The organism is Erythrobacter sp., assembly GCF_040217515.1.
Lineage (GTDB): Bacteria > Pseudomonadota > Alphaproteobacteria > Sphingomonadales > Sphingomonadaceae > Erythrobacter.
In genome coordinates this window covers 75366-101384 of the sequence record NZ_JAVJPT010000008.1, presented here as the reverse complement: position 1 = coordinate 101384, position 26019 = coordinate 75366, and the positions used below count along the sequence as shown (strand labels likewise).

The 26019-nt window shown below is 65.4% G+C and carries 28 protein-coding genes; 13 read left to right on the top strand and 15 right to left on the bottom strand.

The window, feature by feature from the left end:
- Positions 1-14 precede the first annotated feature (14 nt).
- The gene (locus RIB52_RS10565; RefSeq protein WP_350175401.1) at positions 15-419 is read left to right on the top strand and encodes a nuclear transport factor 2 family protein; all 405 of its coding nucleotides are present in this window, start codon (positions 15-17) and stop codon (positions 417-419) included.
- Between the two features lie 32 nt (positions 420-451).
- On the opposite strand, the gene RIB52_RS10560 is transcribed toward RIB52_RS10565, so the two are convergent.
- On the bottom strand, positions 452-1636 hold the full coding sequence (locus tag RIB52_RS10560; RefSeq protein ID WP_350175400.1) for a vWA domain-containing protein: 1185 nt from the start codon (positions 1634-1636) through the stop codon (positions 452-454).
- 125 nt (positions 1637-1761) lie between these two features.
- On the opposite strand from RIB52_RS10560, the gene RIB52_RS10555 reads away from it, so the two are divergent.
- A complete protein-coding gene (locus RIB52_RS10555) occupies positions 1762-3162 on the top strand; it encodes a methyl-accepting chemotaxis protein (RefSeq protein WP_350175399.1) in 1401 nt (466 codons plus the stop codon).
- A gap of 2 nt (positions 3163-3164) precedes the next feature.
- Here the strand turns inward: RIB52_RS10555 and RIB52_RS10550 are convergent, their stop codons facing one another.
- The 5 genes from RIB52_RS10550 to RIB52_RS10530 all read right to left on the bottom strand — a co-directional run bounded on the left by RIB52_RS10550 (position 3165) and on the right by RIB52_RS10530 (position 7545).
- The gene (locus tag RIB52_RS10550; RefSeq protein ID WP_350175398.1) at positions 3165-4118 is read right to left on the bottom strand and encodes a hypothetical protein; all 954 of its coding nucleotides are present in this window, start codon (positions 4116-4118) and stop codon (positions 3165-3167) included.
- Between the two features lie 37 nt (positions 4119-4155).
- A complete protein-coding gene (locus RIB52_RS10545) occupies positions 4156-5016 on the bottom strand; it encodes an AAA family ATPase (RefSeq protein ID WP_350175397.1) in 861 nt (286 codons plus the stop codon).
- Positions 5017-5110: 94 nt separating this feature from the next.
- Positions 5111-6403 carry a serine hydrolase gene (locus RIB52_RS10540; protein WP_350175396.1) on the bottom strand — a complete coding sequence of 431 codons (1293 nt, stop codon included), beginning with the start codon at positions 6401-6403 and terminating at the stop codon, positions 5111-5113.
- 45 nt (positions 6404-6448) lie between these two features.
- A complete protein-coding gene (locus RIB52_RS10535; RefSeq protein ID WP_350175395.1) occupies positions 6449-7024 on the bottom strand; it encodes a hypothetical protein in 576 nt (191 codons plus the stop codon).
- The gene (locus RIB52_RS10530) at positions 7021-7545 is read right to left on the bottom strand and encodes an RNA polymerase sigma factor (RefSeq protein WP_350175394.1); all 525 of its coding nucleotides are present in this window, start codon (positions 7543-7545) and stop codon (positions 7021-7023) included. The genes RIB52_RS10535 and RIB52_RS10530 overlap by 4 nt, the downstream gene beginning before the upstream one ends.
- Positions 7546-7651: 106 nt before the next feature.
- On the opposite strand from RIB52_RS10530, the gene RIB52_RS10525 reads away from it, so the two are divergent.
- Positions 7652-8875, top strand: coding sequence for a bifunctional alpha/beta hydrolase/OsmC family protein (locus RIB52_RS10525; RefSeq protein WP_350175393.1), 1224 nt, complete (start codon positions 7652-7654; stop codon positions 8873-8875).
- Here the strand turns inward: RIB52_RS10525 and RIB52_RS10520 are convergent.
- The 3 genes from RIB52_RS10520 to RIB52_RS10510 all read right to left on the bottom strand — a co-directional run bounded on the left by RIB52_RS10520 (position 8872) and on the right by RIB52_RS10510 (position 12439).
- On the bottom strand, positions 8872-9252 hold the full coding sequence (locus RIB52_RS10520) for a hypothetical protein (protein ID WP_350175392.1): 381 nt from the start codon (positions 9250-9252) through the stop codon (positions 8872-8874). The two genes, RIB52_RS10525 and RIB52_RS10520, sit on opposite strands and share 4 nt — an antisense overlap.
- Positions 9245-11233: a DNA topoisomerase IV subunit B gene (parE, locus tag RIB52_RS10515; protein ID WP_350175391.1), complete on the bottom strand. Its 1989-nt coding sequence runs from the start codon at positions 11231-11233 to the stop codon at positions 9245-9247. The genes RIB52_RS10520 and parE overlap by 8 nt, the downstream gene beginning before the upstream one ends.
- A 78-nt stretch (positions 11234-11311) precedes the next feature.
- On the bottom strand, positions 11312-12439 hold the full coding sequence (locus RIB52_RS10510) for a penicillin-binding protein activator (protein WP_350175390.1): 1128 nt from the start codon (positions 12437-12439) through the stop codon (positions 11312-11314).
- Between the two features lie 142 nt (positions 12440-12581).
- Between RIB52_RS10510 and rsmI the strand changes: the two genes are divergently transcribed.
- The 4 genes from rsmI to RIB52_RS10490 are packed head-to-tail and all read left to right on the top strand — an operon-like array spanning position 12582 to position 15445.
- Positions 12582-13448 carry a 16S rRNA (cytidine(1402)-2'-O)-methyltransferase gene (gene rsmI / locus RIB52_RS10505; RefSeq protein WP_350175389.1) on the top strand — a complete coding sequence of 289 codons (867 nt, stop codon included), beginning with the start codon at positions 12582-12584 and terminating at the stop codon, positions 13446-13448.
- Positions 13445-13801, top strand: coding sequence for a YraN family protein (locus RIB52_RS10500; protein WP_350175388.1), 357 nt, complete (start codon positions 13445-13447; stop codon positions 13799-13801). Before rsmI ends, RIB52_RS10500 begins: the two co-directional genes overlap by 4 nt.
- A gap of 9 nt (positions 13802-13810) precedes the next feature.
- On the top strand, positions 13811-14779 hold the full coding sequence (gene gshB, locus RIB52_RS10495) for a glutathione synthase (protein ID WP_350175387.1): 969 nt from the start codon (positions 13811-13813) through the stop codon (positions 14777-14779).
- A gap of 30 nt (positions 14780-14809) precedes the next feature.
- On the top strand, positions 14810-15445 hold the full coding sequence (locus RIB52_RS10490) for a DedA family protein (protein WP_350175386.1): 636 nt from the start codon (positions 14810-14812) through the stop codon (positions 15443-15445).
- On the opposite strand, the gene RIB52_RS10485 is transcribed toward RIB52_RS10490, so the two are convergent.
- Together RIB52_RS10485 and hemW are read right to left on the bottom strand one after the other, a co-directional pair.
- On the bottom strand, positions 15442-16341 hold the full coding sequence (locus RIB52_RS10485; protein WP_350175385.1) for a tyrosine recombinase XerC: 900 nt from the start codon (positions 16339-16341) through the stop codon (positions 15442-15444). The two genes, RIB52_RS10490 and RIB52_RS10485, sit on opposite strands and share 4 nt — an antisense overlap.
- A complete protein-coding gene (gene hemW / locus RIB52_RS10480; protein WP_350175384.1) occupies positions 16338-17489 on the bottom strand; it encodes a radical SAM family heme chaperone HemW in 1152 nt (383 codons plus the stop codon). The genes RIB52_RS10485 and hemW overlap by 4 nt, the downstream gene beginning before the upstream one ends.
- 46 nt (positions 17490-17535) lie before the next feature.
- On the opposite strand from hemW, the gene RIB52_RS10475 reads away from it, so the two are divergent.
- Positions 17536-18078: a CAP domain-containing protein gene (locus RIB52_RS10475; RefSeq protein ID WP_350175383.1), complete on the top strand. Its 543-nt coding sequence runs from the start codon at positions 17536-17538 to the stop codon at positions 18076-18078.
- On the opposite strand, the gene rdgB is transcribed toward RIB52_RS10475, so the two are convergent.
- Together rdgB and rph are read right to left on the bottom strand one after the other, a co-directional pair.
- Positions 18075-18704: an RdgB/HAM1 family non-canonical purine NTP pyrophosphatase gene (gene rdgB, locus RIB52_RS10470; RefSeq protein WP_350175382.1), complete on the bottom strand. Its 630-nt coding sequence runs from the start codon at positions 18702-18704 to the stop codon at positions 18075-18077. The genes RIB52_RS10475 and rdgB overlap by 4 nt on opposite strands.
- Positions 18701-19414, bottom strand: a complete 714-nt coding sequence (rph, locus tag RIB52_RS10465; protein ID WP_350175381.1) for a ribonuclease PH — start codon at positions 19412-19414, stop codon at positions 18701-18703. Before rph ends, rdgB begins: the two co-directional genes overlap by 4 nt.
- A 114-nt stretch (positions 19415-19528) precedes the next feature.
- On the opposite strand from rph, the gene hrcA reads away from it, so the two are divergent.
- From hrcA to RIB52_RS10450, 3 genes are all read left to right on the top strand, one after another.
- Positions 19529-20572, top strand: coding sequence for a heat-inducible transcriptional repressor HrcA (hrcA, locus tag RIB52_RS10460; RefSeq protein WP_350175380.1), 1044 nt, complete (start codon positions 19529-19531; stop codon positions 20570-20572).
- A 34-nt stretch (positions 20573-20606) separates the two neighbouring features.
- Complete coding sequence (gene grpE / locus RIB52_RS10455) at positions 20607-21215, top strand: nucleotide exchange factor GrpE (RefSeq protein WP_350175379.1); 609 nt, start codon at positions 20607-20609, stop codon at positions 21213-21215.
- 81 nt (positions 21216-21296) lie between these two features.
- Positions 21297-21590, top strand: coding sequence for a YMGG-like glycine zipper-containing protein (locus tag RIB52_RS10450; protein ID WP_350175378.1), 294 nt, complete (start codon positions 21297-21299; stop codon positions 21588-21590).
- Between the two features lie 6 nt (positions 21591-21596).
- Here RIB52_RS10450 and RIB52_RS10445 read toward each other — a convergent pair whose 3' ends face one another.
- Both RIB52_RS10445 and RIB52_RS10440 read right to left on the bottom strand, forming a co-directional pair.
- The gene (locus RIB52_RS10445; protein ID WP_350175697.1) at positions 21597-22037 is read right to left on the bottom strand and encodes a vgr related protein; all 441 of its coding nucleotides are present in this window, start codon (positions 22035-22037) and stop codon (positions 21597-21599) included.
- A 119-nt stretch (positions 22038-22156) separates the two neighbouring features.
- The gene (locus tag RIB52_RS10440) at positions 22157-22678 is read right to left on the bottom strand and encodes a copper chaperone PCu(A)C (protein WP_350175377.1); all 522 of its coding nucleotides are present in this window, start codon (positions 22676-22678) and stop codon (positions 22157-22159) included.
- Between the two features lie 166 nt (positions 22679-22844).
- On the opposite strand from RIB52_RS10440, the gene dnaK reads away from it, so the two are divergent.
- Entirely contained in the window at positions 22845-24779 is a 1935-nt protein-coding gene (gene dnaK, locus RIB52_RS10435) for a molecular chaperone DnaK (RefSeq protein ID WP_350175376.1), read from the top strand.
- Positions 24780-24867: 88 nt separating this feature from the next.
- On the top strand, positions 24868-26016 hold the full coding sequence (dnaJ, locus tag RIB52_RS10430) for a molecular chaperone DnaJ (protein WP_350175375.1): 1149 nt from the start codon (positions 24868-24870) through the stop codon (positions 26014-26016).
- Positions 26017-26019: the final 3 nt, after the last annotated feature.

Below are 26019 nucleotides of genomic sequence, written 5' to 3'. Positions count from 1 at the left end.
GGGGGGAACTGGAAATGGCGTCATCTTCACGCGAACTGGTCGAGGGCATCTACGCCGCTTTTGCAGCGGGCGACATGGAAAGCTTCGGCGCGGCGCTCGCCCCCGATGTGGTGTGGAACGAGGCGGAGAATTACCCTTACGCCGACCGCAATCCCTATCGCGGATTCCAGCAGATCGTGGAGGGTGTCTTTGCCCGCACGGCCGATGATTTCGACGGTTTCGCCGTCGATATGAGCGACATCGTCGATGGCGGGGACAGGGTGGTGGCGATGGGCCGCTATACCGGCACCAGCAAGGCGACGGGCAAGCCGCTCGACGTGCAGGCGGCCCATGTCTGGACGGTGGAGAACGGCAAGGTCGTGCGCTTCCAGCAATACATCGACACGCTGGGGACCGCCCGAGCAATGGGCGTGGCCTGAACGACTGTTAACGACAGGGCCGCGCGCCCCCCTCAATGCCCCTGCTTGCGTGACAGCTCCCGCGTTGCATCCTCCAGCCCGTCGAGCGTCAGCGGATACATTCGGTCATCGACCAGCTGGCGCATCATCTTGGTCGATTGCGAATAGCCCCACTGCTTTTCCGGCACGGGGTTGAGCCACACGGTCGCGGGGTAGGTGTCGGTCACGCGCTTCATCCACACCGCGCCCGCTTCGTCGTTCATGTGTTCGACGCTGCCGCCCGCATGGGTGATCTCATAGGGGCTCATCGCCGCGTCGCCGACGAAGATCACCTTGTAATCATGGCCGTATTTGTGAAGCACGTCCCAGGTCTTGGTGCGCTCCTGCCAGCGGCGCTTGTTGTCCTTCCACACGCCTTCGTAAAGGCAGTTGTGGAAGTAGAAGAATTCGAGGTTCTTGAATTCGCTCGTGGCCGCGCTGAACAATTCCTCGCACAGCTTGATGAAAGGGTCCATCGACCCGCCGACATCGAGGAACAGCAGCAATTTCACGGCATTGTGGCGTTCGGGCCGCATGTGGATGTCGAGCCAGCCCTGCTTGGCCGTGCCTTCGATCGTCGCGTCGATGTCGAGCTCGTCCGCCGCGCCTTCGCGCGCGAAACGGCGCAGGCGGCGCAGCGCCATCTTGATGTTGCGGGTGCCGAGTTCCTTGGTGTTGTCGAGGTTCCTGAACTCGCGCTTTTCCCAGACCTTGACCGCGCGCTTGTGCTTGCTCTCGCCGCCGATCCGCACGCCTTCGGGGTTGTAGCCCGAATTGCCGAAGGGGCTCGTGCCGCCCGTGCCGATCCACTTGTTGCCGCCCTCGTGGCGCTTCTGCTGTTCCTCAAGCCGCTTCTTCAGCGTCTCCATGATCTCGTCCCAGCTGCCGAGCTTTTCGATCTCGGCCATTTCCTCTTCGCTGAGCATCTTTTCCGCGACGGCTTTCAGCCAGTCCTCGGGAATGTCGACCGGGTTCTGCCCGTAATCGGTCAGCACGCCCTTGAAGACCTTGTGGAACACCTGGTCGAACCGGTCGATCAGGCCCTCGTCCTTCACGAAAGTCGCGCGGGAGAGATAATAGAACGCCTCGGGCGTTTGTTCGATCACATCCCTGTCGAGCGCTTCGAGCAGGGTGAGATGTTCCTTGAAGCTGGCCCCGATACCGGCGGCGCGCAATTCGTCGACGAAGTTGAAAAACATGGGCGGTGGTCTAGCCGTACCCCTTCGCGCTTTCCAGCCCCTTCGCATGCAAAAGGTTTAAGCCTTCGCTAACCATCCGTGGTTAGGAACCTGTCACAGACGGGGCATCCACACGGGGACACACGATGAAGCCGAGCGCGATCGACACCGCCAATGCGGCCGAACTGGGGACGATCCCGGAAAGCTGCGGCGCTGTGACCGTCGGATGCAGCGATGTCGCGGGCGTGGTGCAGGCCGTCATCCGTTCGTCCGAAACCCTGCGTGCCGAGCACGATGCGCTACGCGAGACCGTCAGCGCGCTGGAAGCCGATCACGGGCGCGTGGCCGAAGCGAGCGACGAGGCTCGGCTGTTGTCCGAACGCGCGACCGACCGCCTCGACGAAGGCACGCGCCTGATCCGGTCCTCGCTCGCACAGGTCAATTCGCTGCTCGAACTGGTCGACGCGCTGGGCCAGCACGTCACCAGCTTCTCCGCCGCGATGGAACAGGTCCGTCGCAGCGCCAAGGATATCGAGGACATTGCCGAGACGACCAACATCCTCGCCCTGAATGCCACGATCGAGGCAATGCGCGCCGGCGAGGCCGGGCGCACCTTCGCCGTGGTGGCGAGCGAGGTGAAAAGCCTCGCCAGCGACACCCGCCGCGCGACCGACGAAATCGCCTCGACGATCGATGCGCTGGGCGAGGAAGCGGGCATCGTTATCGGCCGGATCGAGGCGGGCTCGAAAGCGAGCGGCGAGGCCAAGACCTCGGTCGCGCAGATCGAGAACACCATCAAGAGCGTCGGCGAACTGGTCGGGGAAGTCGACCGCCAGAACGATGTCATCGCGCGCTCCACCGGCACGATCGGCGGCCATGTCGCGGCGGTTCAGGAGGTGCTCACGGGCTTCGACAAGGCCGCGCAGGGCAATGAAAGCCAGCTGAAGGGCGCGCATCGGCGGATGGAGGAGCTCGAACTCACCGCGAGCGGGATGTTCGATGCGATCGTCCATGCCGGGCTCAGCCCCGAAGACAGCGCGATGGTGGAACGCGCGCAGGACATAGCGCGCCGGATCGTGGACCGCACCGAAACGGCCCTGGCCGAGGGCAGGCTGACCGAGGCGGCGTTGTTCGATACCGATTACATGAAGATCGAAGGCACCGATCCGCAGCTATACCGCACCGGCCTTTCGGACTGGGCGGACGAGAACTGGCGCCCCGTGCTCGACGAGGTAAAGGGATCGGACAGCCGCGTCCTTGCTGCCGCCTGCACCGACATGAACGGGTTCCTCCCGACGCACTTGTCCGAGTTTTCGAGAAAGCCGACCGGGGACCTCACCCACGACACGCAGTATTGCCGCAACGGGCGCATCATCCTCGACCCGATCGACAAGCGCGCCAAGGAAAGCGCCGCTGCCTATATGATGGCGACCTACCGCCAGGAAGGCGACGGCGAGCAATATGTGGTCGTGCGCAATGTCTATGTGCCGCTCACCATCGCCGGGCGGCGCTGGGGCGATCTGGAGCTGGCCTATACGTTCCGGTGAGGTCAGGTGACGGACGGCTTGCTCTGTTGCGCCTCAATAGTGGGTTGCAGAAAAGCCTCTGCAAGATCATTCGCTCGATCAACCAACCATCCTACGAGCTCTCCTTGGTCCTTGCCGGCCATAGGCATTGGTGAAATCTGGTAGCTGTCGACAGTTTGTTTGGCGTTCATCGTCCACTTCCCGCCCCGTATGGCTTCGCAGATACTTTCTGGAGGTATACTTCGGAGCCGCGAAGAGTAATAAGGCATATACTCAGAGTATATACCAAGATATACTCCTACGCGCGCGGTCCCACTGAGCGCCCGGTACAAAACTATGTAGACGCTTCCATCAGATGAAATCGGAATCCATAAATTTGTACCTTTGACCTCTTTCTTGATTTTTCGCTGGATCTTCCCCCGTTTTTCAAGCTCGTCATCAATCTGATTCCAGAACTCGATGTTCTCCATATTTTCTTCTGATAACTCAGCTCGTTTCGCCCCTGAAATGGTCTCGGGTTTCGTCCACTCGTTCGGCTTTGCTACGACATCGAACAGCGGCGCAACATCGCTCTCCCCGATTTTGACCGCTCTAATTTCGACGCCGAAAAATCCGTATCGGTCCGCGCTTATGTCGTTCAGCCAGTCCAGGGCGGCACGGTGGGCTTCGGTGAACTTTTGCGCCACCCATACGATTATTCGAGCATCAAACTTGGCCGCGTAGGTCAAGATTTGACCAACGTGCATGTGATCGCTCTTTTCGAGTTGGTTCTCGATCAGAACGAAATGATCAGTGTCGATGATCTTGCAAACTATGTCGGCTGAAAAACTTTCGACAGGGTGCTCAGTACGAATAAGTTCCAGACCGGGCAATTCGAGGCTATCTGCCAAAAATTGTAAGTTCTCAGGTTCCGCCAGCCATGGAGTGAAATCGTTGGGCTCGGATTTCCAAACGTCCCTGAGATCGACCTCCTTCAATCTTCCAAGTTGCATCCTCGCCTCATATGATAAGACCTCACGAAGGATTGCGCCGCGCCATAAAGGCGAGCCGTTCGAACATCATCACGTCCTGCTCGTTCTTCAGCAGCGCGCCGTGCAGCGGGGGAATCGCGTTGTTCGGGTTGGAATCCTGCAGCGTCTCGAGCGGCATGTCCTCGTTCATCAGCAGCTTGAGCCAGTCGAGCAATTCGCTGGTCGAGGGCTTCTTCTTGAGGCCGGGCACCTCGCGCAGTTCGTAGAAGATATCCATCGCCTTCTTCACCAGCGTCTTCTGGATGCCGGGATAATGGACGTCGATGATCTCCTGCATCGTCTCGCGGTCGGGGAACTTGATGTAGTGGAAGAAGCAGCGCCGCAGGAAGGCGTCGGGCAGTTCCTTTTCATTGTTCGAGGTGATGACGACGATCGGGCGCTCCTTCGCCTCGATCCGCTCCTGCGTTTCGTAGACGTCGAAGCTCATCCGGTCGAGTTCCTGCAGAAGGTCGTTCGGGAATTCGATGTCCGCCTTGTCGATCTCGTCGATCAAAAGGACGGGAAGCTTTTCCGCGGTGAACGCCTCCCACAGCTTGCCCTTCTTGATATAGTTGCGGATGTCGTGGACGCGTTCGTCGCCCAGCTGGCCGTCGCGCAGGCGAGCGACCGCGTCGTACTCGTAAAGGCCCTGGTGCGCCTTGGTCGTCGATTTGACGTTCCATTCGATCAGCGGCGCGTCGATCGCCTTGGCGATTTCATGCGCGAGCACCGTCTTGCCCGTGCCCGGCTCGCCCTTCACCAGCAGCGGGCGGCGCAGCAATACCGCGGCGTTGACGGCGACCTTGAGGTCCTCGGTCGCGATGTAATTGCTGGTGCCTTCGAAGCGCTGCTGCTGGTCGGTCATGGGTTTCCCTGTAAAACTGGATCTCGCGCCCGCAGCGATAAGGCGCGCGTCCCCGCCGCGCAAGGGGCGCGCCGCTCGCAATTCGGGCAGGGACTCAGCGCCCGAGCGAGGCGATGCGCTGGGCGATGAGGGTGAGCGTGTCCTGGTCCACCGGCTCTTGCCGGTTGTTCCAGGCGAGGTTGAGCAGGTGCCATTCGCCGCCCTCGTCCTGCAGCAGCCAGGTGAGGTGGAGCACGCCGGGCTCCGACCCGCCCTTGAAGGCGACGCGCTGCCACTTGTCCGCGACCGCATCGGGCAGGCCCGCGTTGATCGAGAGCACTTCGAGCGCGCGCGGATCGCCCTTCATCATCATGTAGAGGAAGAGCTTGCGTAGGTCTTGTCCGCTCGCCAGCCATTCGACGTCGAGCGCGATCGGCTTGCCGTCGAAAGTCTTTGCGAGCGCTTCGAGGTCGAGGTCGTCCCCGGCAGTATTGGCGAGGATCGCGAGCCGTTCCTCCGGCTCTGCCGCGCGGTAATCCTCGAGCCTCTCGGGGTCGCCGCCCTTCAGCAGGAAAAGCTCGCGCGTCTTGAGAAAGGGATCGTTGAGGTCGGGCGCGGCGTGTCCGCTCGCGCGCATCACCTCGGCCACGCGTTCGCGCCCTAGCAGGTCGATCAGCTGGTCGGTGGCCGTATTGTCGCTGATCGAGATCATCAGGCTGGCGAGCGTGTGCAGCGTGAGCGGGGCGCCCAGCGGCCAGTCCTGCAGCTTGCCGCTGGGAAAGCTTTTCGTTTCCAGCTCGACCACGTCGTCCCACTGCCGCTTGCCCTGCCGGATTTCCTCGGACAGCGCAGCAAGGACGTAGAGCTTGAAGCTCGAACCGATGGCGAAGGGCTGCCCGGCGTTCATCTCCAGCACCGGGGCATTGCCCTTGACCGGGCCGAAATACGCCCCGACCTCGCCCGGCAGCGCTTCGAGGTCGGTCCTGATCTTCTCCAGGCTGTCGTTGACCGGCTCGAATTCGCGGAAAAGCAATCCGCTGATGCGGTTGCCCTCGGCCGGGTCGATGACCAACGGCCCGCGCGCGATGGCGCGCTCCATCCTGATCTCGATTATCCCGTCCGTGCGGCTGCGCGGCGTGAGGCCCTGCAGCGCGATCGCGGGGCCGAACTGGCTCACCAATTGTTTCGATACGGCGGCGAACTGCTCGGGCGAAACCTGTGCGAGCATGGCGTCGCTGAACACTTCGGCCGGGGCAATGTCGCCGTTGATGAGCCCGACGACCTGTTCGGCGCGAGTTTCGAGCGCGGATTCTTCTGCCGATGCGTTGGCGGGCGGGGCCGCCTCCTGCGCGCTCGCCGCGATGGGCGAGGCGAGCAGGGCGGCGGCAACAAGAGCTTGGCGGATCATTGTCGGGTCTCCTTGCTTGGGGGCAGGTTAGGGGCTGCGGCTGCGTCAATCCAGCTTGCCGAGCGCGTCGAGCTTTCGCTTGATGCGGCGCGCGGCCCAGCGGTTGAGCGCGACGACCGCAATCCCCACGGCGAGCGTCGCGAGGACCGGCACGGCCATGCCTTCCATCGCGGCACGCCAGCCGAGCGCCCCGGCGGTCTTCCATGCGACCGTGCCGTAGAGCAGGACGAAGCCGGGCACGAAGGGGCCTACATACCATGTGGGCACGCTTCTCAATGCCTCGTACTGGCGGCGATACTGGCGTTCGAGGTGTTCGACGCAGGGCTCTTCCGGGCGCTGTTCGAGGTTGGCCGCGCGCCGCGCGAGATTGCGCAGGACGACGATGATCCCGGCAGCAAGTGCGCCGAGCGCGAAGGCAAAGGCGTATTCGCCGATCAAGGCCGCGGCGCCAGCGGCAAGCGCGGCCGGGAAAAGCACGATCCCGCCTGCGGCGTATTCGATCAGGTTGCGTCGGCGGATGGAGCGCTCGAACGCGTCCGCGCGGCGGGCGATCTCGGCGGGGTCGGTGAAGGCAGCGCCCTGCGCTTCCTCGGTCCAGAGGGGGAAGGGGGGCTGGGTCATGCGGGGGCTCCTTCCTGTTCGGGTTGGTCGAAATGCCCGGCGAGCAGCGTCTTCACCCGGTGCACCCGGACATTGACGGCGCCTTCTGAAAGGCCGGTGATCTCGGCGATGTCGCGGGCGCGCTCGCCTTCGAGCCAGAGCACGATCACCTGCGCGTCGAGCGCCGGCAGGCGGCGCACGAGCTGCGCGATGCGCTGGAGCACCAGCCTTTCGGCGGCTTCGGCTTCGGGATCGGTGCTGCCGGGCAGTTCCTCGATCTCCTCGAGCGGCACGCGCGCGGGGCCTCGGACTGCTTTCGCCACATGGTCGGCGGCGACATTATGCGCGACCCGGTAAACCCAGGTCTTGAGCGAGCATTCCCCGCGAAACCGGGCGAGGCTGGTCCACAAGGCGCAATGGATCTCCTGTTCGAGATCGCGCGCCTTTTCCGCATCGCGCTCGAACGCGCGGGCGAGCCGGGCGATCGCCGGGGCGAATTGGCGGCCCGCCTCGCGGTAGAGCTGTTCGACCTCGTGTTCCATGCCCCCCTAGTCCGGCCTCTCGCGGATTTCTTACGCGAGCGGGAAAGAAAAGTCCGCGCGCGCGCTTGCGGATATGCCAAGCTGATCGGCAACAACGGAGGATACCATGCCGAGCGAACCATTCGCCGTGACCAGCGCCGAGGGCCATGAATTGTCGGGCGCGCTCGAATTGCCGACGGGGCTGGTGCGGGGCGGTGCGGTGTTCGCGCATTGCTTCACCTGCACGCGCCAGGCCCGCGCGGCCGTTAGCGTCGCGCGGGCGCTGGCGGCGCGGGGGATCGCCTGCCTGCGGTTCGATTTCACCGGGCTGGGCGCGAGCGAGGGAGAATTCGGCCGGGCGGGCTTCGCCACCGATGTCTCCGACCTCGTCGCGGCGGCGCGGGCGGTGAAGGAGCGGGTGGGCGGCCCGGTCCTGCTCGTCGGGCACAGCCTCGGCGGGGCGGCGGCGCTCGCGGCGGCGGCGGAGCTGGGGCGCGATACGATCGCCGCGCTCGCCACCATCGCCGCGCCTTCGGACATCGCTCACGCGCTCGGCGTGATGAAGGGCGACCACGACGCGATCCTGCGCGACGGCGAGGGCGAGGTGAGCATCGGCGGGCGGCCCTTCACCATCTCGCGCGCCTTCCTCGAGCGGATGGAGGCAGCGAGTCTGCTCGATCTGGTGAAGGATATGCGCGTGCCCTACCTCGCAATGCATTCGCCGAGCGATCCGGTGGTGGGCATCGACCATGCGAGCGCGCTGTTCGGCGCCGCCTATCACCCCAAGAGCTTCGTCAGCCTCCACGGCGCGGACCACCTGCTGACGCGCGGCGAGGACGCGGAATTCGCCGCCGACGTGATTGCAAGCTGGGCGCAGCGTTACCTGCCGCTGCGTGCCGACTGGCCGATGCCGGAGGAGGGCGTGGTTGTGCAGACCGGACATGGCCGGTTCGGGACCGAGGTGCACACCAAGACGCACCGCTTTGTCGCCGATGAGCCGCGCTCCTATGGCGGCGACGACTCCGGACCGACGCCCTACGACCTGCTATTGGCCGCGCTCGGTACCTGCACCGCGATGACGATGAAGATGTATGCGGATCGCAAGGGCTGGCCCTTCGAGGGGGCGCGCATCCATTTGACGCACGAACGCGATCACCGCGCCGATTGCGAAAAGGCGCTCGACGAACACATCCGGGTCGAAGCCCTGAGTCGCGCGATCGAGGTGCTGGGCGATGAGCTAAGCGAAGACCAGCGCGCGCGGATAGTGGAGATCGCCGACAAGTGCCCGGTCCATCGCACGCTCGAAGGCGAGCTGCACATCCACACCAAGGTGCAAAGCGTGGACGGCTAGACCCGGTCGAGCGAGGCCAGCGTCACCAGCAGCAGCCCGGCCAGCAGGGCGATCGCCGTCGCCGCCTTCCACCCGGTCCCGGCGTTCTTCATCCCCCGGTCCCAGGTCCATGCCCCGATCGTCCCCGTCACCAGCGCGCTCAGGGCGATGGTGAACGCGCCGTGCTGGCCGAAAAGGACAAAGAAGATCGCGAACAGCGCGACCATCTGCACCACCAGCGCGCCGGTGAACCAGACGATGGGAATGGGGCGATAGGCCGTGTCGGGCACTTCCCAGTCCGGCAGCGAGGAATCGGGGCGGGACAGCCGCCTGTCGCCCGCCATGATGTCCTCTTCGCGCGGGTCGGGATAATGCGTCTCGCTTTCGCGGTCAGGCATCGATCAGGTCGCGGTCGATATCGCCCGCGTGGCTCTGGATGAAATTGAAGCGGTGTTCCGGGTTGCGGCCCATCAGCTGGTCGACGAGCTGTTTCACCGCCGCGCGCTGTTCGAATTCGGGCGGCAGGGTGATGCGGATGAGGCTGCGCGTTTCGGGGTTCATCGTCGTCTCGCGCAGCTGCTGCGGGTTCATCTCGCCGAGGCCCTTGAACCGTCCGACCTCGACCTTCTTCCCCTTGAAGACCTTCTCCTCCAGCTCCTTCCTGTGCGCATCGTCGCGGGCATAACGGCTCTCCTTGCCTGCGGTCAGGCGATAGAGCGGGGGCTGGGCGAGGTAGAGGTGGCCCTGCCGCACGACCTCGGGCATTTCCTGGAAGAAAAACGTCATCAGGAGCGTCGCGATATGCGCCCCGTCGACGTCCGCGTCGGTCATGATGATGATGCGGTCATAGCGCAGGGTTTCCGGGTCGCAGTCCTTGCGCGTCCCGCAGCCCAATGCGAGGACGAGGTCGGCGATTTCGCTGTTCGCGCGGATCTTGTCGGCGGTGGCGCTGGCGACGTTGAGGATCTTGCCGCGAATGGGAAGGATCGCCTGGGCTTTGCGGTCGCGCGCCTGTTTGGCACTGCCGCCCGCGCTGTCGCCCTCGACGATGAAGATCTCTGTCTCGCGCTCACCTTCCCCGCTGCAATCGGTGAGCTTGCCCGGCAGGCGCAACTTTTTCGCATTCGTGGCGCTCTTGCGCTTGATCTCGCGCTCCTGCTTGCGCTTGAGGCGTTCCTCCATGCGCTCCATTACTTCGCCGAGCAGCGCCTTCCCGCGCTCCATATTATCGGCGAGGAAGTGGTCGAAATGGTCGCGCACCGCGTTCTCGACCAGCCGCGCGGCCTCGGGCGAGGTCAGGCGGTCCTTGGTCTGCGACTGGAACTGGGGATCGCGGATGAAGACCGACAGCATGACTTCCGCCCCCGTCATCACGTCGTCGGCGGTGATGTCCTTCGCCTTTTTCGCGCCGACGAGATCGCCGAAAGCGCGCAGCCCCTTGGTAAGAGCGCCGCGCAGGCCCTGTTCGTGGGTTCCGCCGTCGGGAGTGGGCACGGTGTTGCAGTACCAGCTGGTCGATCCGTCCGAATAGAGCGGCCAGGCGATCGCCCATTCGACCCGGCCCTGCTGCACGCCGCCGGCCTGCGGGAAATCCTGGGAGCCGGTGAAAGGCTGGCTGGTGACGCATTCGCGCGCGCCGACCTGTTCGGCAAGGTGATCGGCCAGCCCGCCGGGGAATTTGAACGTGGCTTCTGCGGGCACATCCTCGCCGGCGAGGCTTTCTGCGCATTTCCAGCGGATCTCGACACCCGCGAACAGATAGGCCTTCGACCGGGAGAGCTTGAACAGGCGCGCGGGCTTAAAGGCGCGGTCGCCGAAAATCTCCGAGTCGGGCGTGAAGGTGACGGTGGTCCCGCGCCGGTTCGGAGCCGCGCCCACGGTCTCGATCGGGCCAAGCGTCTGCCCGCGCGCGAATTCCTGCGCGTAAAGCTGCTTGTCGCGCGCGACCTCGACCCGCGTATGGCTCGACAAGGCGTTGACGACGCTGACGCCGACGCCGTGCAGCCCGCCGCTCGTGGCGTAGGCTTTCCCTGAGAATTTGCCGCCCGAATGGAGCGTCGAGAGGATGACCTCGAGTGTCGACTTGCCGGGAAACTTGGGATGTTCGTCGACCGGGATGCCCCGGCCATTGTCGCTGATCGCCAGGCGGTTTCCTTCCTCGAGCCGCATCTCGATCCGGTTGGCGTGCCCGGCGACCGCTTCGTCCATTGCATTGTCGAGCACTTCGGCGGCGAGGTGGTGGAGCGCGCGCTCATCGGTCCCGCCGATATACATCCCGGGACGGCGGCGCACCGGCTCGAGCCCTTCAAGCACCTCGATGGAGGACGAATCGTAATCACCGCTCGAAGCGGGGGCGTTTTCGAACAGGTCGTCGGACATGGGACCGCTATAGGGCGCTGTCGGGTCCGCCCACAAGCGCGCGCCCGTCCCTTATGCGCAATTCCCGGCGAGCAGGTCCTAGAAGGAACTCGGCGCGTCTTCGACCTCGATCACCTTGCCGCCAGTGACCTTGCGCACTTCGAGAGCGCGTTCGGCGATTCCCGAGCTCTGGAAACGGAACGCCTCGTCCACTCCGATGAAGGTCCGGCCGTAGAGATCGGCCCGTGGGAACGGGGTCCCGACCTGCCAGTCCCGTGCCATGCGCAGCGTCAACAGCACCGCGTCATAGCCCAGCGTCGCGATGCGATAGGGTTTGGACCCGAAACGCGCCTCGTAACTTTGCGCAAAACGCTGGAAACGGTCGTCCGACACGGCCGAGAAGACGGCGCCTTCGAGCGCCGGGGCGCGGGCCACGCTGCCCTCTCCGCTCCACAGGGCAGTGCCGAGCAACCGCGTGCCTTCGGCCCCGTTGCGCTTGATCTCGGGTGCGGCGCGGATGCCTGCATTCGCCCCGTCGGCGATCAGCACGGTGTCGTATCCGCCATCCGCACGCAGGCGTCGCGCGGCCGACAGGATCGAGGTATTGCCGCGCGAATAGCGCTCGGTCGCAACGAGATTGCCGCCGAAGGCATTGAGCGCGCGGCGCATCGCTTGGTAGCTACGCTCGCCATAAGCGCCTTCGGGCACGAGCGCGGCGAAAGCGCGCGATCCGTTCGCGCGGGCATAGCGCATGGTCCGCTCGATCGATTGTTCGGGGATGTGACCCATCAGCAGGACATCCGCGCTGGCCGCCGAAACGTCGTTGGAGAAGGAAATCGCGGTGACGCCCGCAGGCCGCGCTGCAGCCTGGACGGCGGGCACGTTCGCGGAAAGAAGAGGTCCGAGAATCAGGCGATTGCCGTCCGCGACAGCCTGGCGGGCCGCCTCGCCCGCCCCGGCGGACGTGTCGTATGTGGTGATGCGCAGAACGTTCGCATTGGTATCGAGCAGCGCCATGGTCGTCGCATTGGCAAGGCTCTGCCCGACTGCGCCGGTTGGCCCGCCCATCGGCACGAGCAGCGCGACACGATGGCGGGTGCGATCGGAGGGCAGGGCCGTGGCGCTCGGCGTGGGGCTGGGGGCGGAAAGGTCCGGCCCGGTCGAGACCGTTTCGGTCTTGGGGATGACCTGACACGCGCCCAGCAGAGCCGCGGATCCGGCAATCACCAGGTTGCGGCGATTGACAGGCGCAAATGCCGAAAGGACCCTTGAAAACAGCCCGTCTCTCCGATCGCGACCCAAAGCGCGCGCCGCTGCGATGACCTTCATTCTTGCCGACCCCCGATCCCTGCTTCAAAGACGCTGCGTCATGACGATTGCCGATGCCGCCTCAATGGAACGTGAACACGGGCAGCCGCTTGGCGCAGGCCTCTACATCGTCGCGACGCCGATTGGCAATCTCGGCGACATAACGCTCCGTGCTGTCGACGTATTGCGCCGGGCGGCGCTTGTTGCATGCGAGGATACGCGGGTAACGGGCAAGCTCTTGAAGCATGTCGGTGCCCGCGTGCGGATGCTTCGCTATGATGACCACGCAAGCGATGAGATCCGCCGCCACATACTGGACCGCGCACGCACCGAGCCGGTCGCGCTGGTGAGCGATGCGGGAACGCCGCTCGTCTCGGACCCGGGCTATCGCCTTGTGCGAGCGGCGCGCGAAGCGGGCGTGTCGGTGACGACCATTCCCGGCCCCTGCGCCGCGATCGCGGGGCTGACGCTCTCGGGGCTACCAAACGACCGCTTCCTTTTCGCAGGCTTCCTGCCGGTAAAGGACAAGGCGCGGCGAGAAGTGCTCGAAGAACTCGGCCCGGTCGAGGCGACGCTCGTCTTCTACGAGACCGGCCCGCGCCTTGTCCGCAGCCTAGAGGCGATGGCCGAGGCCTGGCCCGGGCGAGAAGTCGCCGTCGCGCGGGAACTGACGAAACTCCACGAGGAATGCCGCACCGGGCCCGCCGCCGATCTCGCCGCGCATTACCGCGCGCACCCGGCCAAGGGCGAGATCGTCCTTCTGGTCGGCCCGCCGGTCGATGCCCCGAGCACCGCCGATCCCGATGCGCTGCTCGCCACAGCGTTGGCCGACATGAGCCCGAGCAAGGCCGCGTCAGCCGTGGCCAAGACGACCGGGCTCGACCGCAAGGATCTCTATGCCCGCGCGCTCGAGCTGAAGGCCCGATGACCGAAAAGCGTGAGCGCGCCGAGCGCAAGGGGCGCGAGGGCGAGGCCGAGGCCGCGCAGTGGCTGATGCAGCAGGGCTGGCGCGTGCTGGCCGAAAGGGTGAAGACCCCGCGCGGCGAGATCGACCTGATCGCGCGAAAGGGCAGGTTGCTAGGTTTCTTCGAGGTCAAGTGGCGCGCCCGCAAGGTCGATCTTGCCGATGCCATAGACGAACGCCGCCTGCACCGCGTCGCCGCCGCAGCCGAGATCGCGCTGGCCGACTATGCCGAGGCCGGCGACGATTTCACGATCGACGTCCTTCTCCTTGCGCCCGGCAGCCGCCCGCGCCACATCGCCAACGCCTACCAACCCTGAGGAAACGCCATGACCTTGCGCGTCGCCGTCCAGATGGACCCGATCGAAAGCATCAACATTAAGGGCGACAGCTCCTTCGCGCTGATGTTGGCGGCGCAGGAGCGCGGGCACGAGGTCTTCGAATACCACGTGAACAGCCTCACGCTCGATGCCGACGACAGGCTCTGGGCCGAGGCCGCGCCGGTCAAGGTCCGCCGCGTCGAAGGCGACCATTTCGAGAAGGGCCCGTGCCAGCGCCTCGACCTCGGACGCGACATCGATGTCGTGCTGATGCGGCAGGACCCGCCCTTCCACATGGGCTACATCACCGCCACCCACATGCTTGAGCGCATCGCGGGCGAGACGCTGGTGGTGAACGACCCGGCGAGCGTGCGCAATTCGCCCGAAAAGGTGATGGTGCTCGACTATCGCCGCTTCATGCCCCCGACGCTTGTCACCCGCAGCGTGGAAGAGGTTCGCCGTTTCATGGACGAACACGGCGCGGTGGTGGTGAAGCCAATCCATGGCAATGGCGGCAAGGCGATCTTCCGCGTGCCGGAAAACGGCGACAATCTCACCGCCCTGTTCGAGGTGTTCAACCAGACCTGGCCCGAACCGCACATGGTCCAGCCCTTCCTTCCCGAAGTGGCGGAAGGCGACAAGCGCATCGTCCTCGTCGATGGTGAGATCGCAGGCGCTATCAACCGGATACCGGGCGAGGGTGAGTTCCGTTCGAACCTCGCGATGGGCGGAAGCGCCGAGGCGACACGGCTCACGACCCGCGAGCGCGAAATCTGCGAGGCGATGGGCCCGGACCTCAAGCGGCTCGGCCTTACCTTCGTGGGCATCGACGTCATTGGCGGCAAGTGGCTCACCGAAATCAACGTCACCTCGCCCACCGGGATCGTCGCGATCGAGAATTTCGACGGGACGGATGTGGCGAGCATGATCTGGGACGCGATCGAGGCGCGCCACGCGGCCCTCGAAAAACGGGCTTGAACGAATGAGAGGCGCGGGCGTTCGATATCCATGACCGATCTCATTCTCGAGGTGATCCGCCGGGGCGGCTATCTCGGCATCTTCCTTCTGATGGCGATCGAGAACATCTTTCCGCCCGTTCCCTCCGAGGTCATCATGGGCTTTGGCGGCGTGCTGGTGGCGCGCGGTGATATGGCCTTCGCACCTCTGCTGATCATCGGGACGGTCGGGACCGTTGCGGGAAACCTGTTCTGGTACTGGCTCGGTCGGCGCTGGAGCGAGGCGCAATTGCGTGCCTTCATCGATCGCTTCGGGCGCTGGCTGACTTTCGAATGGGACGAATTCGCCCGCGCGCGCGATTTCTTCCGGCGGCACGGCGACTGGATCGTTTTCGTCCTGCGCTTCTCCCCGGTCCTGCGCACGATCGTCTCGTTGCCTGCGGGCCTTGCGCAAATGGGCTTCTGGCGGTTCTGCCTGTTCACGTTTCTCGGTTCGCTGATCTGGAATGCGCTGCTGATACTGGGCGGGGCGGCGCTGTCGGGCCTGCTCGAGACCTATGAGGACATCGCCAGCATCGTGATCATCGCAGGCCTCGCGCTGGGCCTTGCATGGTATGTCTGGCGGGTCGTTACCTGGCAGCCTGCGGAGCGCGGCGAACCGGCCGAGCGGCCCGGTGCCGAAGACTAGCTTTTCTTGGCGCGAGGATGCGCCGCCCGGTAATTTTCAAGCAGGCTTGCCGCGTCCACCCTGGTATAGATCTGGGTCGATCCGAGCGAGGCATGGCCGAGCAGTTCCTGCAAGGAGCGAAGATCCGCCCCGGCACCGAGCAGGTGCGTGGCGAAGCTGTGCCGCAGGGCGTGAGGCGTTGCGCTGTCGGGCAGGCCGAGCGCGCGGCGCGCCCCGGCCATCGCCTTCTGCACCATGCCCGGCGACAGCGGCCCGCCCTTTGCCCCGCGAAACAGAGCTTCGTCGGGGCCCGGTTGCCACGGACAGGCGGCGACATATTCGCCGACCGCCTCGCGCACGATACCGAGCACGGGAACGATACGCTGCTTGCCGCCCTTGCCGGTCACTTTCAACGTTTCGCCGAGCGGCGCGTCGCGGCCTTTGAGCGACAGGGCCTCGGCGATGCGCAGACCGCTGCCATACATCAAAAGCAGCACCGCCCGGTCGCGCGCGCCGATCCAGTCATCGCGTGCGCTCGCCCCGGCAAGGTCGGCGAGGTTTACCGCATCGTCGGGCGTGACGGGGCGGGGCAGGCCCTTCTTGAGCCGCGGCCCCCGCACGCGCGGCGGGGCGGGGTCGGGATCACCGCTTTCGGCGCGCGCAAAGGCGATGAAGGCCTTGAGCGCCGACAATTCCCGCGCCGCGCTGGCATTGGAAAGCCCGCCGGCGCGGCGCTCGGCGAGGTGGCGGCGCAGGTCATGCGCCTCGATTGCGGCGACGCCGTCCCAGTCCCCGATCCCCCGCGCTGCGAGCAGCCTGCGGGCGGCGGCGACATAGGCTCGCACCGTGTGGGGCGAACGGCGGCGGCCTTCGGCAAGGTGGCGCTGCCATAGCCCGATCATCTCCACCGCGCTCATGCCGCGACCAGCCCGTCTGCAACGATTTCGCCGAGCAGCGCGTCGAGCACGCCGCGCCCCGGCGGCGCGACCCCGATCCGGTGTCCCTCCGTCCAGACCAGCCCGAGACCGTGCAAGCGGGCGAGGGCTCCCTCGTCCACCAATTCGCCGCTTTCCATGCCGAAGCGCGCGGCGAGCGCGGCGAGGTCGATGCCCTCGGCGAGCCGCAGCCCCATCAGCAGCGCTTCTGCCGCCTGTTCTGCGACCGGGAGCGAACACTGCTGCGCGATGCCATGCCCGCGCTCATTCACCGCGGCGAGGTAGTTCTCCGGCTTCCTGTGGCGCACCGTGGCGAAGCCGCCGCGTCTCCCATGCGCGCCCGGACCGATCCCGGCATAGTCCTCGTAGCGCCAGTAAGTGAGATTGTGGCGGCTTTCCTCTCCGGGGCGCGCGTGATTGCTCGTCTCGTAGGCGGGCAGGCCGGCCGATTCGGTCATCGCCCGGGTCAGGTCATACAGCTCCGCCGCCGCATCGTCGTCGAGAGGCACAAAGGCCCCGCGCCGTACTTCGCTTGCAAAGCGCGTGCCCGGCTCGATCGTCAACTGGTAGAGCGAAAGATGCGAAGTCCCGAAGCCAAGCGCGCGCGCAAGCTGCGTCTCCCATTGGCGCGGGCTCTGGCCGGGCAGGGCGTAGATGAGATCGAAGCTGACCCGGCCGAAGTGAGCCTGCGCTGTTCCCAACGCTTCGAGCGCCTCCTGCGCGCCATGCAGCCGTCCCAGCCAGCGCAGCGTGTCGTCCTCCAGCGATTGCACGCCGAGCGAGACGCGGTTTATCCCCGATCCGGCGAGCGCCGCGAAATTCGCCGCCTCGACCGAAGATGGATTGGCTTCGAGCGTAATCTCGATTTCCTTATCGAACCCCCAAAGCCTCTCCGCCTCGGCCAGCAGCGCCGCGACGAGAGCGGGCGGCATGAGCGAAGGGGTGCCCCCGCCGAAGAAGATCGAGCGCAGCCGTTCGCCTCCTGCTGCCGCAGCCTCGGCGCGCATGTCCGACAGCAGCGCTTCGCGCCAGGCGTCATGGTCGACGACCGCGCGGACATGCGAGTTGAAGTCGCAATAGGGGCATTTCTTCGCGCAGAAGGGCCAGTGGATGTAAAGCGCTCGGGCCAATGGGCTTTCAGTCTTTGGTAAGGGCGGGCACGCCATGATGTAGGCGATGAGACTGCACGCGACAATTCTTGCCGGCTGTGCCGCTTTCCTGGCCCTTACGTTCGCAGCCCGCGGCGAAGCTCCCGCGCCCTCGTCCGAGGCCACCTGGCTCGCCGCCCACAACCAGGCGCGCGCCGCCTTCGGCACGCCGCCGCTTGCCTGGAACGACACGCTCGCCCGGGAGGCCCGCCGATGGGCCGAACGACTCGCGGCGGAAGGCGTTCTGCGCCATTCGACCTATGAGCAACGCAACGGGACGGGCGAGAACTTGTGGATGGGCAGCGCCGGACATTACTCGCCCGCGCAGATGATTTCCGCCTTCACCGGAGAGAAGCGCCACTTCCGCGCCGGGACCTTCCCCCACGTATCGCGCACCGGCAACTGGGCGGATGTGGGGCATTTCACCCAGGTCGTCTGGGGCGACACGCGCGAGGTCGGCTGCGCGGCCGTACGCGGACGGCAATTCGACGTATTGGTGTGCCGCTACTGGCCTTCGGGCAATGTCATGGGCAAACGGATCGCTCCGGGACGCTTTGCCGTGCGCGATTAAGCGCCGAACTGGTCGGCGACCAGCCTGGCGAAGGCGTCGGCGCGATGGCTGATGGCGTGCTTTTCCGCCGGGTCGATCTCGGCGAAGGTGCGCTCGCGGCCTTCCGGAACAAAGACCGGGTCGTAGCCGAACCCCATGTCCCCGCGCGGCGGCCAGGTCAGCGAGCCGGCGCAGCGACCTTCATAGGAGACGTGTTCGCCATCGGGCCAGGCGATCGCCAGAACGCAATGGAAAGCGGCCGAACGATCGGTTCCGGGGCCGATCTCCTGCAACATGCCTTCGACCTTGCCCATGGCCATGTACCAGTCGCGGCCCGGATCGCCTTCGAACCATTGCCGCTCGGCCCAGTCGGCGGTGTAGACGCCCGGCCGTCCGTCCAGGGCATCGACGCCGAGCCCGCTGTCATCGGCAAGCGCGGCAAGCCCCGAAGCCTCGGCCGCAGCGCGCGCCTTGATCAGCGCGTTCTCGACGAAGGTCGTGCCGGTTTCGGCGGGCTCGGGCAGGCCGAGCGATCCGGCCGAGATACACTTTATCCCGTAGGGTTCGAGCAGCGCGGAAATTTCCTTCAGCTTGCCCGCATTGTGAGTCGCGATGACGAGCGACCCGCCGCCGAGTTTCCGCGTCACTTCACCGCGTCCCTTTGCGCGGCGAAGATTTCGTCGCAGCCCATCCGCGCGAGGCGCAACAGGCGCAGCAGGCCTTCCTCGTCATAGGTCGCGCCCTCGGCGGTGGCCTGCACCTCGGCGATCTGTCCTCCGTCGATCAGGACGAAATTGGCATCGGCATCGGCGCTCGAGTCCTCGTCATAGTCGAGGTCGAGCACCGGCGTGCCCTGGAAGATCCCGCAGGAAATCGCCGCGACCTGCGCGGTGACGGGGTCTTCCTTGATCTCGCCCGCCTTGATCAGCCCGTCAATCGCAATGCGCAGGGCCACCCAAGCCCCGGAAATCGCCGCGGTGCGCGTGCCGCCATCGGCCTGGATCACGTCGCAGTCGAGCGTGACTTGCCGCTCGCCCAGCTTCTTGAGATCCACCACGGCGCGCAAGCTGCGTCCGATGAGGCGCTGGATTTCCTGCGTGCGGCCGGACTGCTTGCCGCGCGCGGCCTCGCGGCTGCCGCGTGTGTGGGTGGCGCGCGGCAGCATCGAATATTCGCCCGTGACCCAGCCTTCGCCCTTGCCCCGCATCCACGGCGGCACGTTGCGCTCCACGCTCGCCGTGCACAGGACGCGCGTATCGCCGAAACTGATGAGGCAAGAGCCCTCGGCATGCTTGGTGAAACCGGTCTCGATCGCGATGGCGCGCATTTCGTCGGGGGCGCGGGAAGAGGGGCGCATGGGGGCTCCAGTGGTTTGGTTCTGTCACTGCCGCTTGGCGCAATCGCGCCGCTGCGGCAACCCGGTGCACCAAGACAAATTGAGTTTCGCCCGCGTTTTTCCTAGCTAGGCCCCATGGCAGCGCCCCCGATAACCGAATTGACCGACAGAGCCCGCGAGATCTTCCGGCTCGTTGTCGAAGGCTATCTCGATTCGGGCCAGCCGGTCGGCTCGAAAACGCTGGCGAGCGACGGGACGCTCGACCTCTCGCCGGCTTCGATCCGCTCGGTCCTGGCCGATCTCGAACGGCTCGGCCTGCTCGCCGCACCGCATACGAGCGCCGGGCGCATGCCGACCGATGCGGGCCTGCGTATCTTCGTCGACGGCATGATGCGCATGAGCGAGCCGACCGAGGATGAGCGCGCGCAGATCGAGGCCCGGCTTGGGGGCGGTGGACCGATCGAACAGGCCCTGCAACAGGCGAGCGCGCTCTTGTCCGACCTGTCGGGCGCGGCCGGCATGGTCATGGTTCCCGCGCGCGAACAGCGGCTCGCCCAGTTCAGCCTGGTCGACCTTGGGCAGGGCCGGGCGCTCGCCGTGCTGGTGGGCGAGGACGGAGGGGTCGAGAACCGGGTGGTAGAGCTGTCCGGCGCACTCGATCCGGGGACGATCGATCGCGTGTCGAATTATGTGACCGCGCGGCTCTCGGGCCGCACCCTGGCCGAGGCGGCGCAGGCGATGCGCGCCGAGATCGAAGCGGGCGAAAGCCAGCTCGACAATGCCAGCCGCGACCTCGTCGAGCGCGGCCTCGCCGTCTGGAGCGAGGACAGCCAGCAGCGGCCGGTGCTGATCGTGCGCGGGGCGGCGAACCTGCTCGACGAGGCGGCGCTCGAAGACCTCGAGAGGGTCCGCTCGCTGCTGGAGGACCTCGAGGACAAGCAATCGGTCGCGTCCCTGCTCGAAAGGGCGCGCGAGGCGGAGGCGACGCGGATCTTCATCGGCTCGGAAAACCGGCTGTTCGGCCTGTCGGGCTCCTCGGTCATCGCCTCGCCCTATCGCGACCGCGAGGGGCGTGTTCTCGGCGTGCTCGGCGTGATCGGCCCGACGCGGTTGAATTACGCGCGCGTGGTCCCCATGGTGGATTTCACGGCGCGGTCACTGGGCCGGCGCATAACTTGAGAACCCCTCATATACAGTCTGGAAGACTCTGGAAATGAACGAGAAAGACAAGCCGCGCGACGAAGCGGCCGAGGCCGAACTAAAAGGTGTCCCCGAGGAATTCCTCAAGGATTCGGACAGGGGTGGCGAAGAGGGATCGAACGAAGCAGGCGAGGGTGAAAACGCCGACCTTTCCGAAGTCATCGCCCAGCTGCGCAGCGATCTCGAGGCCGCGAAGCAGGACGTGCTCTATGCCAAGGCGGACACGCAGAATGTCCGCCGCCGGATGGAAAAGGACATTCAGGACGCGCGCAATTACGCCGCGACCGGTTTTGCGCGCGACATTCTGAGCGTGGCCGACAACCTTGCCCGCGCGATCGAGGCGATTCCGGAATCCTTGCGCGAAGACGACAAGATGAAGGGCCTCGTGATCGGCATCGAGGCGACCCAGCGCGAAATGGAAAAGGTGTTCAAGAGTCACGGCATCGAGCGGATCGCTGCGGTCGGACTGCCGCTCGACCCGAACCAGCACCAGGCGATGATGGAAGTGCCAACCGACGAGCACGAGCCGGGCACGGTGGTGCAGGAAATGCAATCGGGCTGGATGATCAAGGACCGCCTCCTGCGCCCGGCGATGGTCGGGGTGGCGAAGAAGCCGGACTGAGGCGCAGCCGCGCCCGGCCACGGAACCTGCCCAAGGTCCCATCCGTAAGTGCCTGTAACACAGGGGAACCACGGAGAGACCATGATGAAGACACTGCTTATCGCCCCCGCGCTCGCTGCCAGCATGCTGTCGCTTGGCGCGTGTGCCGAAAATTACGCGGCCGAAGGCGGCCTTGCCGGCGCGGCTGCCGGGGCTGGGCTCGCCGCCGTGACGGGCGAGGATATCACGACCTACGCCCTGGCAGGAGCCGCAGCGGGCGGACTTGCGGGCTATTTCGTCGACAAGAACGACGATTGCGACGGCTATTACCGTGACGAATATCTCGATGAGGATTGCTTCGGACGGCGCGGCTATCCCGACGATCCGCGCCGGTAGGGCAAGCTAGAGGGTCGCGCCCGGAAAGCGCACCAATGCGTCATAAGCGGCGCTGTCCGCGACACCGGCAAGCCGCACCCCGCGCCGCAGCAGGAAGGCGTGGCGAACGATTTCGGCCTGCTGCTCGATCCCGTAGGAGTCGAGCGGTCGGCCGGGCCTCAGCGCGTAATCATAGCGGCAAAAAGGGTGGCGGCGAAGCGGGAGATACCAGCTCCCTTTCTCCTGCGCCTGCCAGACATGGGTAAGCTCGTGGATCAGTAGCCCCTGCCTGAGCACCCCTTCGCGCGAAAAATCGTCGCAATAGGCGCTGCCTTCGGGATGGAAATGGACATGGCCGCGCGGGGCCATGGTGACGCGGCGCGGTTGGAAGGCGAACCACTTGCGCCGCCGGATCTCGATCGCCGCATATTCCAGTGCGTCGCCGAAAATGCTGCGCGCCAGATCGATCTCGCCGGGCGTGAGCGCACGCGCGCCCCCTTTTGGGCAGGTCGGCGCAGGCGGATGTCCCTGCCGGGGGCGCGGCGGCGGTTCCGCTGGTCCGGCCGACGGGGTTTCTCGGTCCGGCGTCAGCTATCGTCCCCCGTAGGCCCGGCTTCGTCCTCGCCGATTTCGCGCACCTCGGCTTCGAATTCGTGAGTCGCCCCGCCTGCAAGGACCAGCGTGACCGTGGTCGTGCTGCCGGGGGCGAGCGCATCGGACGGCTCGAACACCATGATGTGCTTGCCGCCCGGTTCGAAAGCGACCTTGGTGCCCTTTGTGAGCGGGATCGGGTTCGCGGTGTTCATCTGCATCTTGAAATCGTATTCCATGACATCGTGAACATCGGCATCGCCCGCGCCCTCGACCCTTGCATCGCGGATCGCGAGACCTTTCTCGCCCTCATAGGCGAGGTCGAAATACACCGCCGCAGGGTTGCCCTCTACAGCGGCGAGGACAAGGCGCGGATCGGTGATTTCGATGCCCGGAACGGTGCCTTCCTGCGGCTCCTCGACCGGCGCATCCGCCTCTCCCGAGCAGGCGGCGAGGGCAAGTGTGACGGCCATCACGGCCGGTGCGGCGAAGGCGGGTTTTCCGGGATTCGGACTCACTATTTTCTCCCCTATCTGATGCAGGCGGCGCACTACATCGGCCAATGCCTTGTGCCAAGCGAAACCGCTCCTATATCCCGCCGGTAACCGAGCCGCCTTGTGCCTTGCCGCTGTAATGGGAGGCACCGTGTGGCGGTGTCCAACAACCAGCATGGATGGGGTAGAAATGGGTAAAGTAATCGGCATCGACCTCGGCACCACGAATTCGTGCGTCGCCGTCATGGACGGGGGCAAGCCCAAGGTCATCGAAAATTCCGAAGGGGCGCGCACGACGCCCTCGATCGTCGCCTTCACCAAGGATAGCGAGCGCCTCATCGGCCAGCCGGCCAAGCGCCAGGCCGTGACCAATCCGGATAACACGCTGTTCGCGATCAAGCGCCTGATCGGCCGCCGTTTCGACGATCCCACGACCAAGAAAGACATGGAGATCGTCCCCTACACGATCACCAAGGGCAAGAACGGCGATGCCTGGGTGAAGGCAGGCGGCGATGAATACAGCCCTTCCCAGATTTCCGCCTTCATCCTGCAGAAAATGAAGGAAACCGCCGAGAGCTATCTTGGCGAGACTGTCGACCAGGCGGTCATCACCGTTCCGGCATATTTCAACGATGCCCAGCGCCAGGCGACCAAGGACGCCGGCCAGATTGCAGGGCTCGAAGTGCTGCGCATCATCAACGAACCCACGGCTGCGGCGCTTGCCTATGGTCTCGACAAGGAAGAGGGCAAGACCATCGCGGTGTATGACCTCGGCGGCGGAACCTTCGACGTGTCGATCCTCGAGATCGGCGACGGCGTGTTCGAGGTGAAGTCGACCAATGGCGACACCTTCCTCGGCGGCGAGGATTTCGACAACGCGATCGTCGAATACCTTGCCGATGCCTTCCAGAAGAAGGAAAACATGGACCTGCGCAGCGACAAGCTAGCGCTCCAGCGGCTCAAGGAAGCGGCGGAAAAGGCCAAGATCGAACTGTCGAGTTCGGCGTCGACCGAAGTCAACCTGCCCTTCATCACCGCGCGCATGGAAGGCGGCTCCTCCACGCCGCTTCACCTCGTCGAGACGATCACCCGCGCCGACCTCGAAAAGCTCGTCGGCGGGCTGATCGACCGCACGCTCGAGCCGTGCAAGAAGGCGATGCAGGACGCCGGCGTTTCCAAGGACGACATCGACGAGGTCATCCTCGTCGGCGGCATGACCCGCATGCCCAAGGTGCGCGAGACGGTCGAGAAGTTCTTCGGCTCCAAACCGCACACGGGCGTCAACCCGGATGAAGTCGTGGCCATGGGCGCGGCGATCCAGGCGGGCGTGCTGCAGGGCGACGTCAAGGACGTGCTGCTGCTCGACGTGACCCCGCTCTCGCTCGGCATCGAGACGCTGGGCGGCGTGTTCACCCGCATGATCGATCGTAATACGACGATCCCGACCAAGAAGACCCAGACCTATTCGACCGCGGAGGACAACCAGAACGCGGTGACGATCAAGGTCTACCAGGGCGAGCGCGAAATGGCCGCGGACAACAAGCTGCTGGGCAATTTCGACCTCGTCGGGATCCCGCCCGCGCCGCGCGGCGTGCCCCAGATCGAGGTGACCTTCGATATCGATGCCAACGGCATCGTCTCGGTCTCGGCCAAGGACAAGGGCACGGGCAAGGAGCAGACGATCAAGATCCAGGCCTCGGGCGGTCTTTCGGACAACGACATCGAACAGATGGTCCAGGATGCCGAGAAATTCGCCGAGGAGGACAAGAAGCGCCGCGCCCAGGCCGAGGCCCGCAACCAGGCCGACAGCCTCGTCCATGCGACCGAAAAGCAGCTCGAGGAAAATGGCGACAAGGTCGATGCCGGGCTCAAGTCCGAGATCGAGACTGCTATTGGCGAGCTCAAGACCGCACTCGAAGGGGACGATGCGGATGCGATCAATGCCAAGAGCGAGGCCTTGAGCCAGCTCGCCATGAAGATGGGGCAGGCGATCTACGAGCAAGAGCAGGCCGCTTCTGCCGAAAGCGGCGATGCCGGTGCGGAGGCCGCATCCGATACTTCCTCGCAGGACGATGACGTGGTCGACGCCGAATTCTCCGAGGTCGACGAAGACAAGAAGGGCTAAAACCCCGATGGAAAGCGCCCCGTCGCCGACGTCGCTCCGCAAGGGTGCGACGATCGGCGGCGGGCCTTTGACGGGGGTCTAGACCGACATGTCCCAGACACAGATCGATTATTACCAGACACTCGGCGTGTCACGCGATGCCGACGGCGCGACCATCAAGAGTGCCTATCGCAAGCTCGCCATGAAGTATCACCCGGACCGAAATCCGGGCGATGCCGAGGCCGAGGCCCGCTTCAAGGCCGTGGGCGAAGCGTATGAATGCCTCAAGGATCCGCAGAAGCGCGCCGCCTATGATCGCTACGGTCACGATGCTTTCACGCAGGGCATGAGCGGCGGTGGCGCGGGCGGCTTTGGCGGCGGTTATGGAGGGCAGGAAGGCTTCGCCGATATCGGCGACCTGTTCGAGACCATTTTCGGCAGCGCCTTTGGCGGCCCGCGCGGCGGACGCCAGCAGGCCCGGCGCGGCGCCGACCTGCGCTACGACATGCAGGTCAGCCTCGAAGAGGCATTCCACGGCAAGTCGACCGAGATCGAGATCGAGGTCAGCCAGCCCTGCGACACCTGCGACGGCAGCGGCGCAACCCCCGGAACGGGCGAGCGGCAGTGCAATTTGTGCGGAGGCATGGGCGCGGTGCGCGCGAAGCAGGGGCTGTTCGTGGTCGAGCGGCCCTGTCCGACCTGTTCGGGCCGCGGCGTGGTCATCGAAGATCCCTGCCGGGACTGTCTCGGCGAAGGCCGGGTCGATCGCCCGCAGGCTCTCAAGGTCGATATCCCCCCCGGCGTCGACACAGGCACGCGGATCCGGCTTTCGGGCAAGGGCGAAGCCGGCCAGCGCGGTGCTGCCCCGGGCGATCTCTACATCTTCGTTCATGTCAAGGCGCACGACCTGTTCGAGCGCGAAGGCACGACGCTGGCGACCCGTGTTCCGGTAAGCTTCACGACCGCGGCGCTCGGCGGGTGCGTCGACATTCCCGATCTCGACGGCTCGACCAACCGGATCGACATTCCCGCCGGGATGCAGTCGGGCAAGCAGCTGCGCGTGCGCGGTGCGGGGATGCCGGTGCTCCAGGGCCGCGGAAGGGGCGATCTGGTGGTTGAGATCAAGGTTGAAACGCCGACCAGGCTCACGCGCAAGCAAAAGGAAATCCTGCAGGCATTCCGCGAGACCGAAACCGGCGATGAATGCCCCGAGAGCCGCAGCTTCCTCTCGAAGCTCAAGGATGCCTTCGGCGGCTGAGCC

Coding starts and splice junctions, on each gene's coding strand:
- RIB52_RS10565 (WP_350175401.1), top strand. CDS start 15: ATGGCGTCATCTTCACGCGAACTGGTCGAGGGCATCTACGCCGCTTTT.
- RIB52_RS10560 (WP_350175400.1), bottom strand. CDS start 1,636: ATGTTTTTCAACTTCGTCGACGAATTGCGCGCCGCCGGTATCGGGGCC.
- RIB52_RS10555 (WP_350175399.1), top strand. CDS start 1,762: ATGAAGCCGAGCGCGATCGACACCGCCAATGCGGCCGAACTGGGGACG.
- RIB52_RS10545 (WP_350175397.1), bottom strand. CDS start 5,016: ATGACCGACCAGCAGCAGCGCTTCGAAGGCACCAGCAATTACATCGCG.
- RIB52_RS10540 (WP_350175396.1), bottom strand. CDS start 6,403: ATGATCCGCCAAGCTCTTGTTGCCGCCGCCCTGCTCGCCTCGCCCATC.
- RIB52_RS10535 (WP_350175395.1), bottom strand. CDS start 7,024: ATGACCCAGCCCCCCTTCCCCCTCTGGACCGAGGAAGCGCAGGGCGCT.
- RIB52_RS10530 (WP_350175394.1), bottom strand. CDS start 7,545: ATGGAACACGAGGTCGAACAGCTCTACCGCGAGGCGGGCCGCCAATTC.
- RIB52_RS10525 (WP_350175393.1), top strand. CDS start 7,652: ATGCCGAGCGAACCATTCGCCGTGACCAGCGCCGAGGGCCATGAATTG.
- RIB52_RS10520 (WP_350175392.1), bottom strand. CDS start 9,252: ATGCCTGACCGCGAAAGCGAGACGCATTATCCCGACCCGCGCGAAGAG.
- parE (WP_350175391.1), bottom strand. CDS start 11,233: ATGTCCGACGACCTGTTCGAAAACGCCCCCGCTTCGAGCGGTGATTAC.
- rsmI (WP_350175389.1), top strand. CDS start 12,582: ATGACGATTGCCGATGCCGCCTCAATGGAACGTGAACACGGGCAGCCG.
- RIB52_RS10500 (WP_350175388.1), top strand. CDS start 13,445: ATGACCGAAAAGCGTGAGCGCGCCGAGCGCAAGGGGCGCGAGGGCGAG.
- gshB (WP_350175387.1), top strand. CDS start 13,811: ATGACCTTGCGCGTCGCCGTCCAGATGGACCCGATCGAAAGCATCAAC.
- RIB52_RS10490 (WP_350175386.1), top strand. CDS start 14,810: ATGACCGATCTCATTCTCGAGGTGATCCGCCGGGGCGGCTATCTCGGC.
- RIB52_RS10485 (WP_350175385.1), bottom strand. CDS start 16,341: ATGAGCGCGGTGGAGATGATCGGGCTATGGCAGCGCCACCTTGCCGAA.
- RIB52_RS10475 (WP_350175383.1), top strand. CDS start 17,536: ATGAGACTGCACGCGACAATTCTTGCCGGCTGTGCCGCTTTCCTGGCC.
- rph (WP_350175381.1), bottom strand. CDS start 19,414: ATGCGCCCCTCTTCCCGCGCCCCCGACGAAATGCGCGCCATCGCGATC.
- hrcA (WP_350175380.1), top strand. CDS start 19,529: ATGGCAGCGCCCCCGATAACCGAATTGACCGACAGAGCCCGCGAGATC.
- grpE (WP_350175379.1), top strand. CDS start 20,607: ATGAACGAGAAAGACAAGCCGCGCGACGAAGCGGCCGAGGCCGAACTA.
- RIB52_RS10450 (WP_350175378.1), top strand. CDS start 21,297: ATGATGAAGACACTGCTTATCGCCCCCGCGCTCGCTGCCAGCATGCTG.
- dnaK (WP_350175376.1), top strand. CDS start 22,845: ATGGGTAAAGTAATCGGCATCGACCTCGGCACCACGAATTCGTGCGTC.
- dnaJ (WP_350175375.1), top strand. CDS start 24,868: ATGTCCCAGACACAGATCGATTATTACCAGACACTCGGCGTGTCACGC.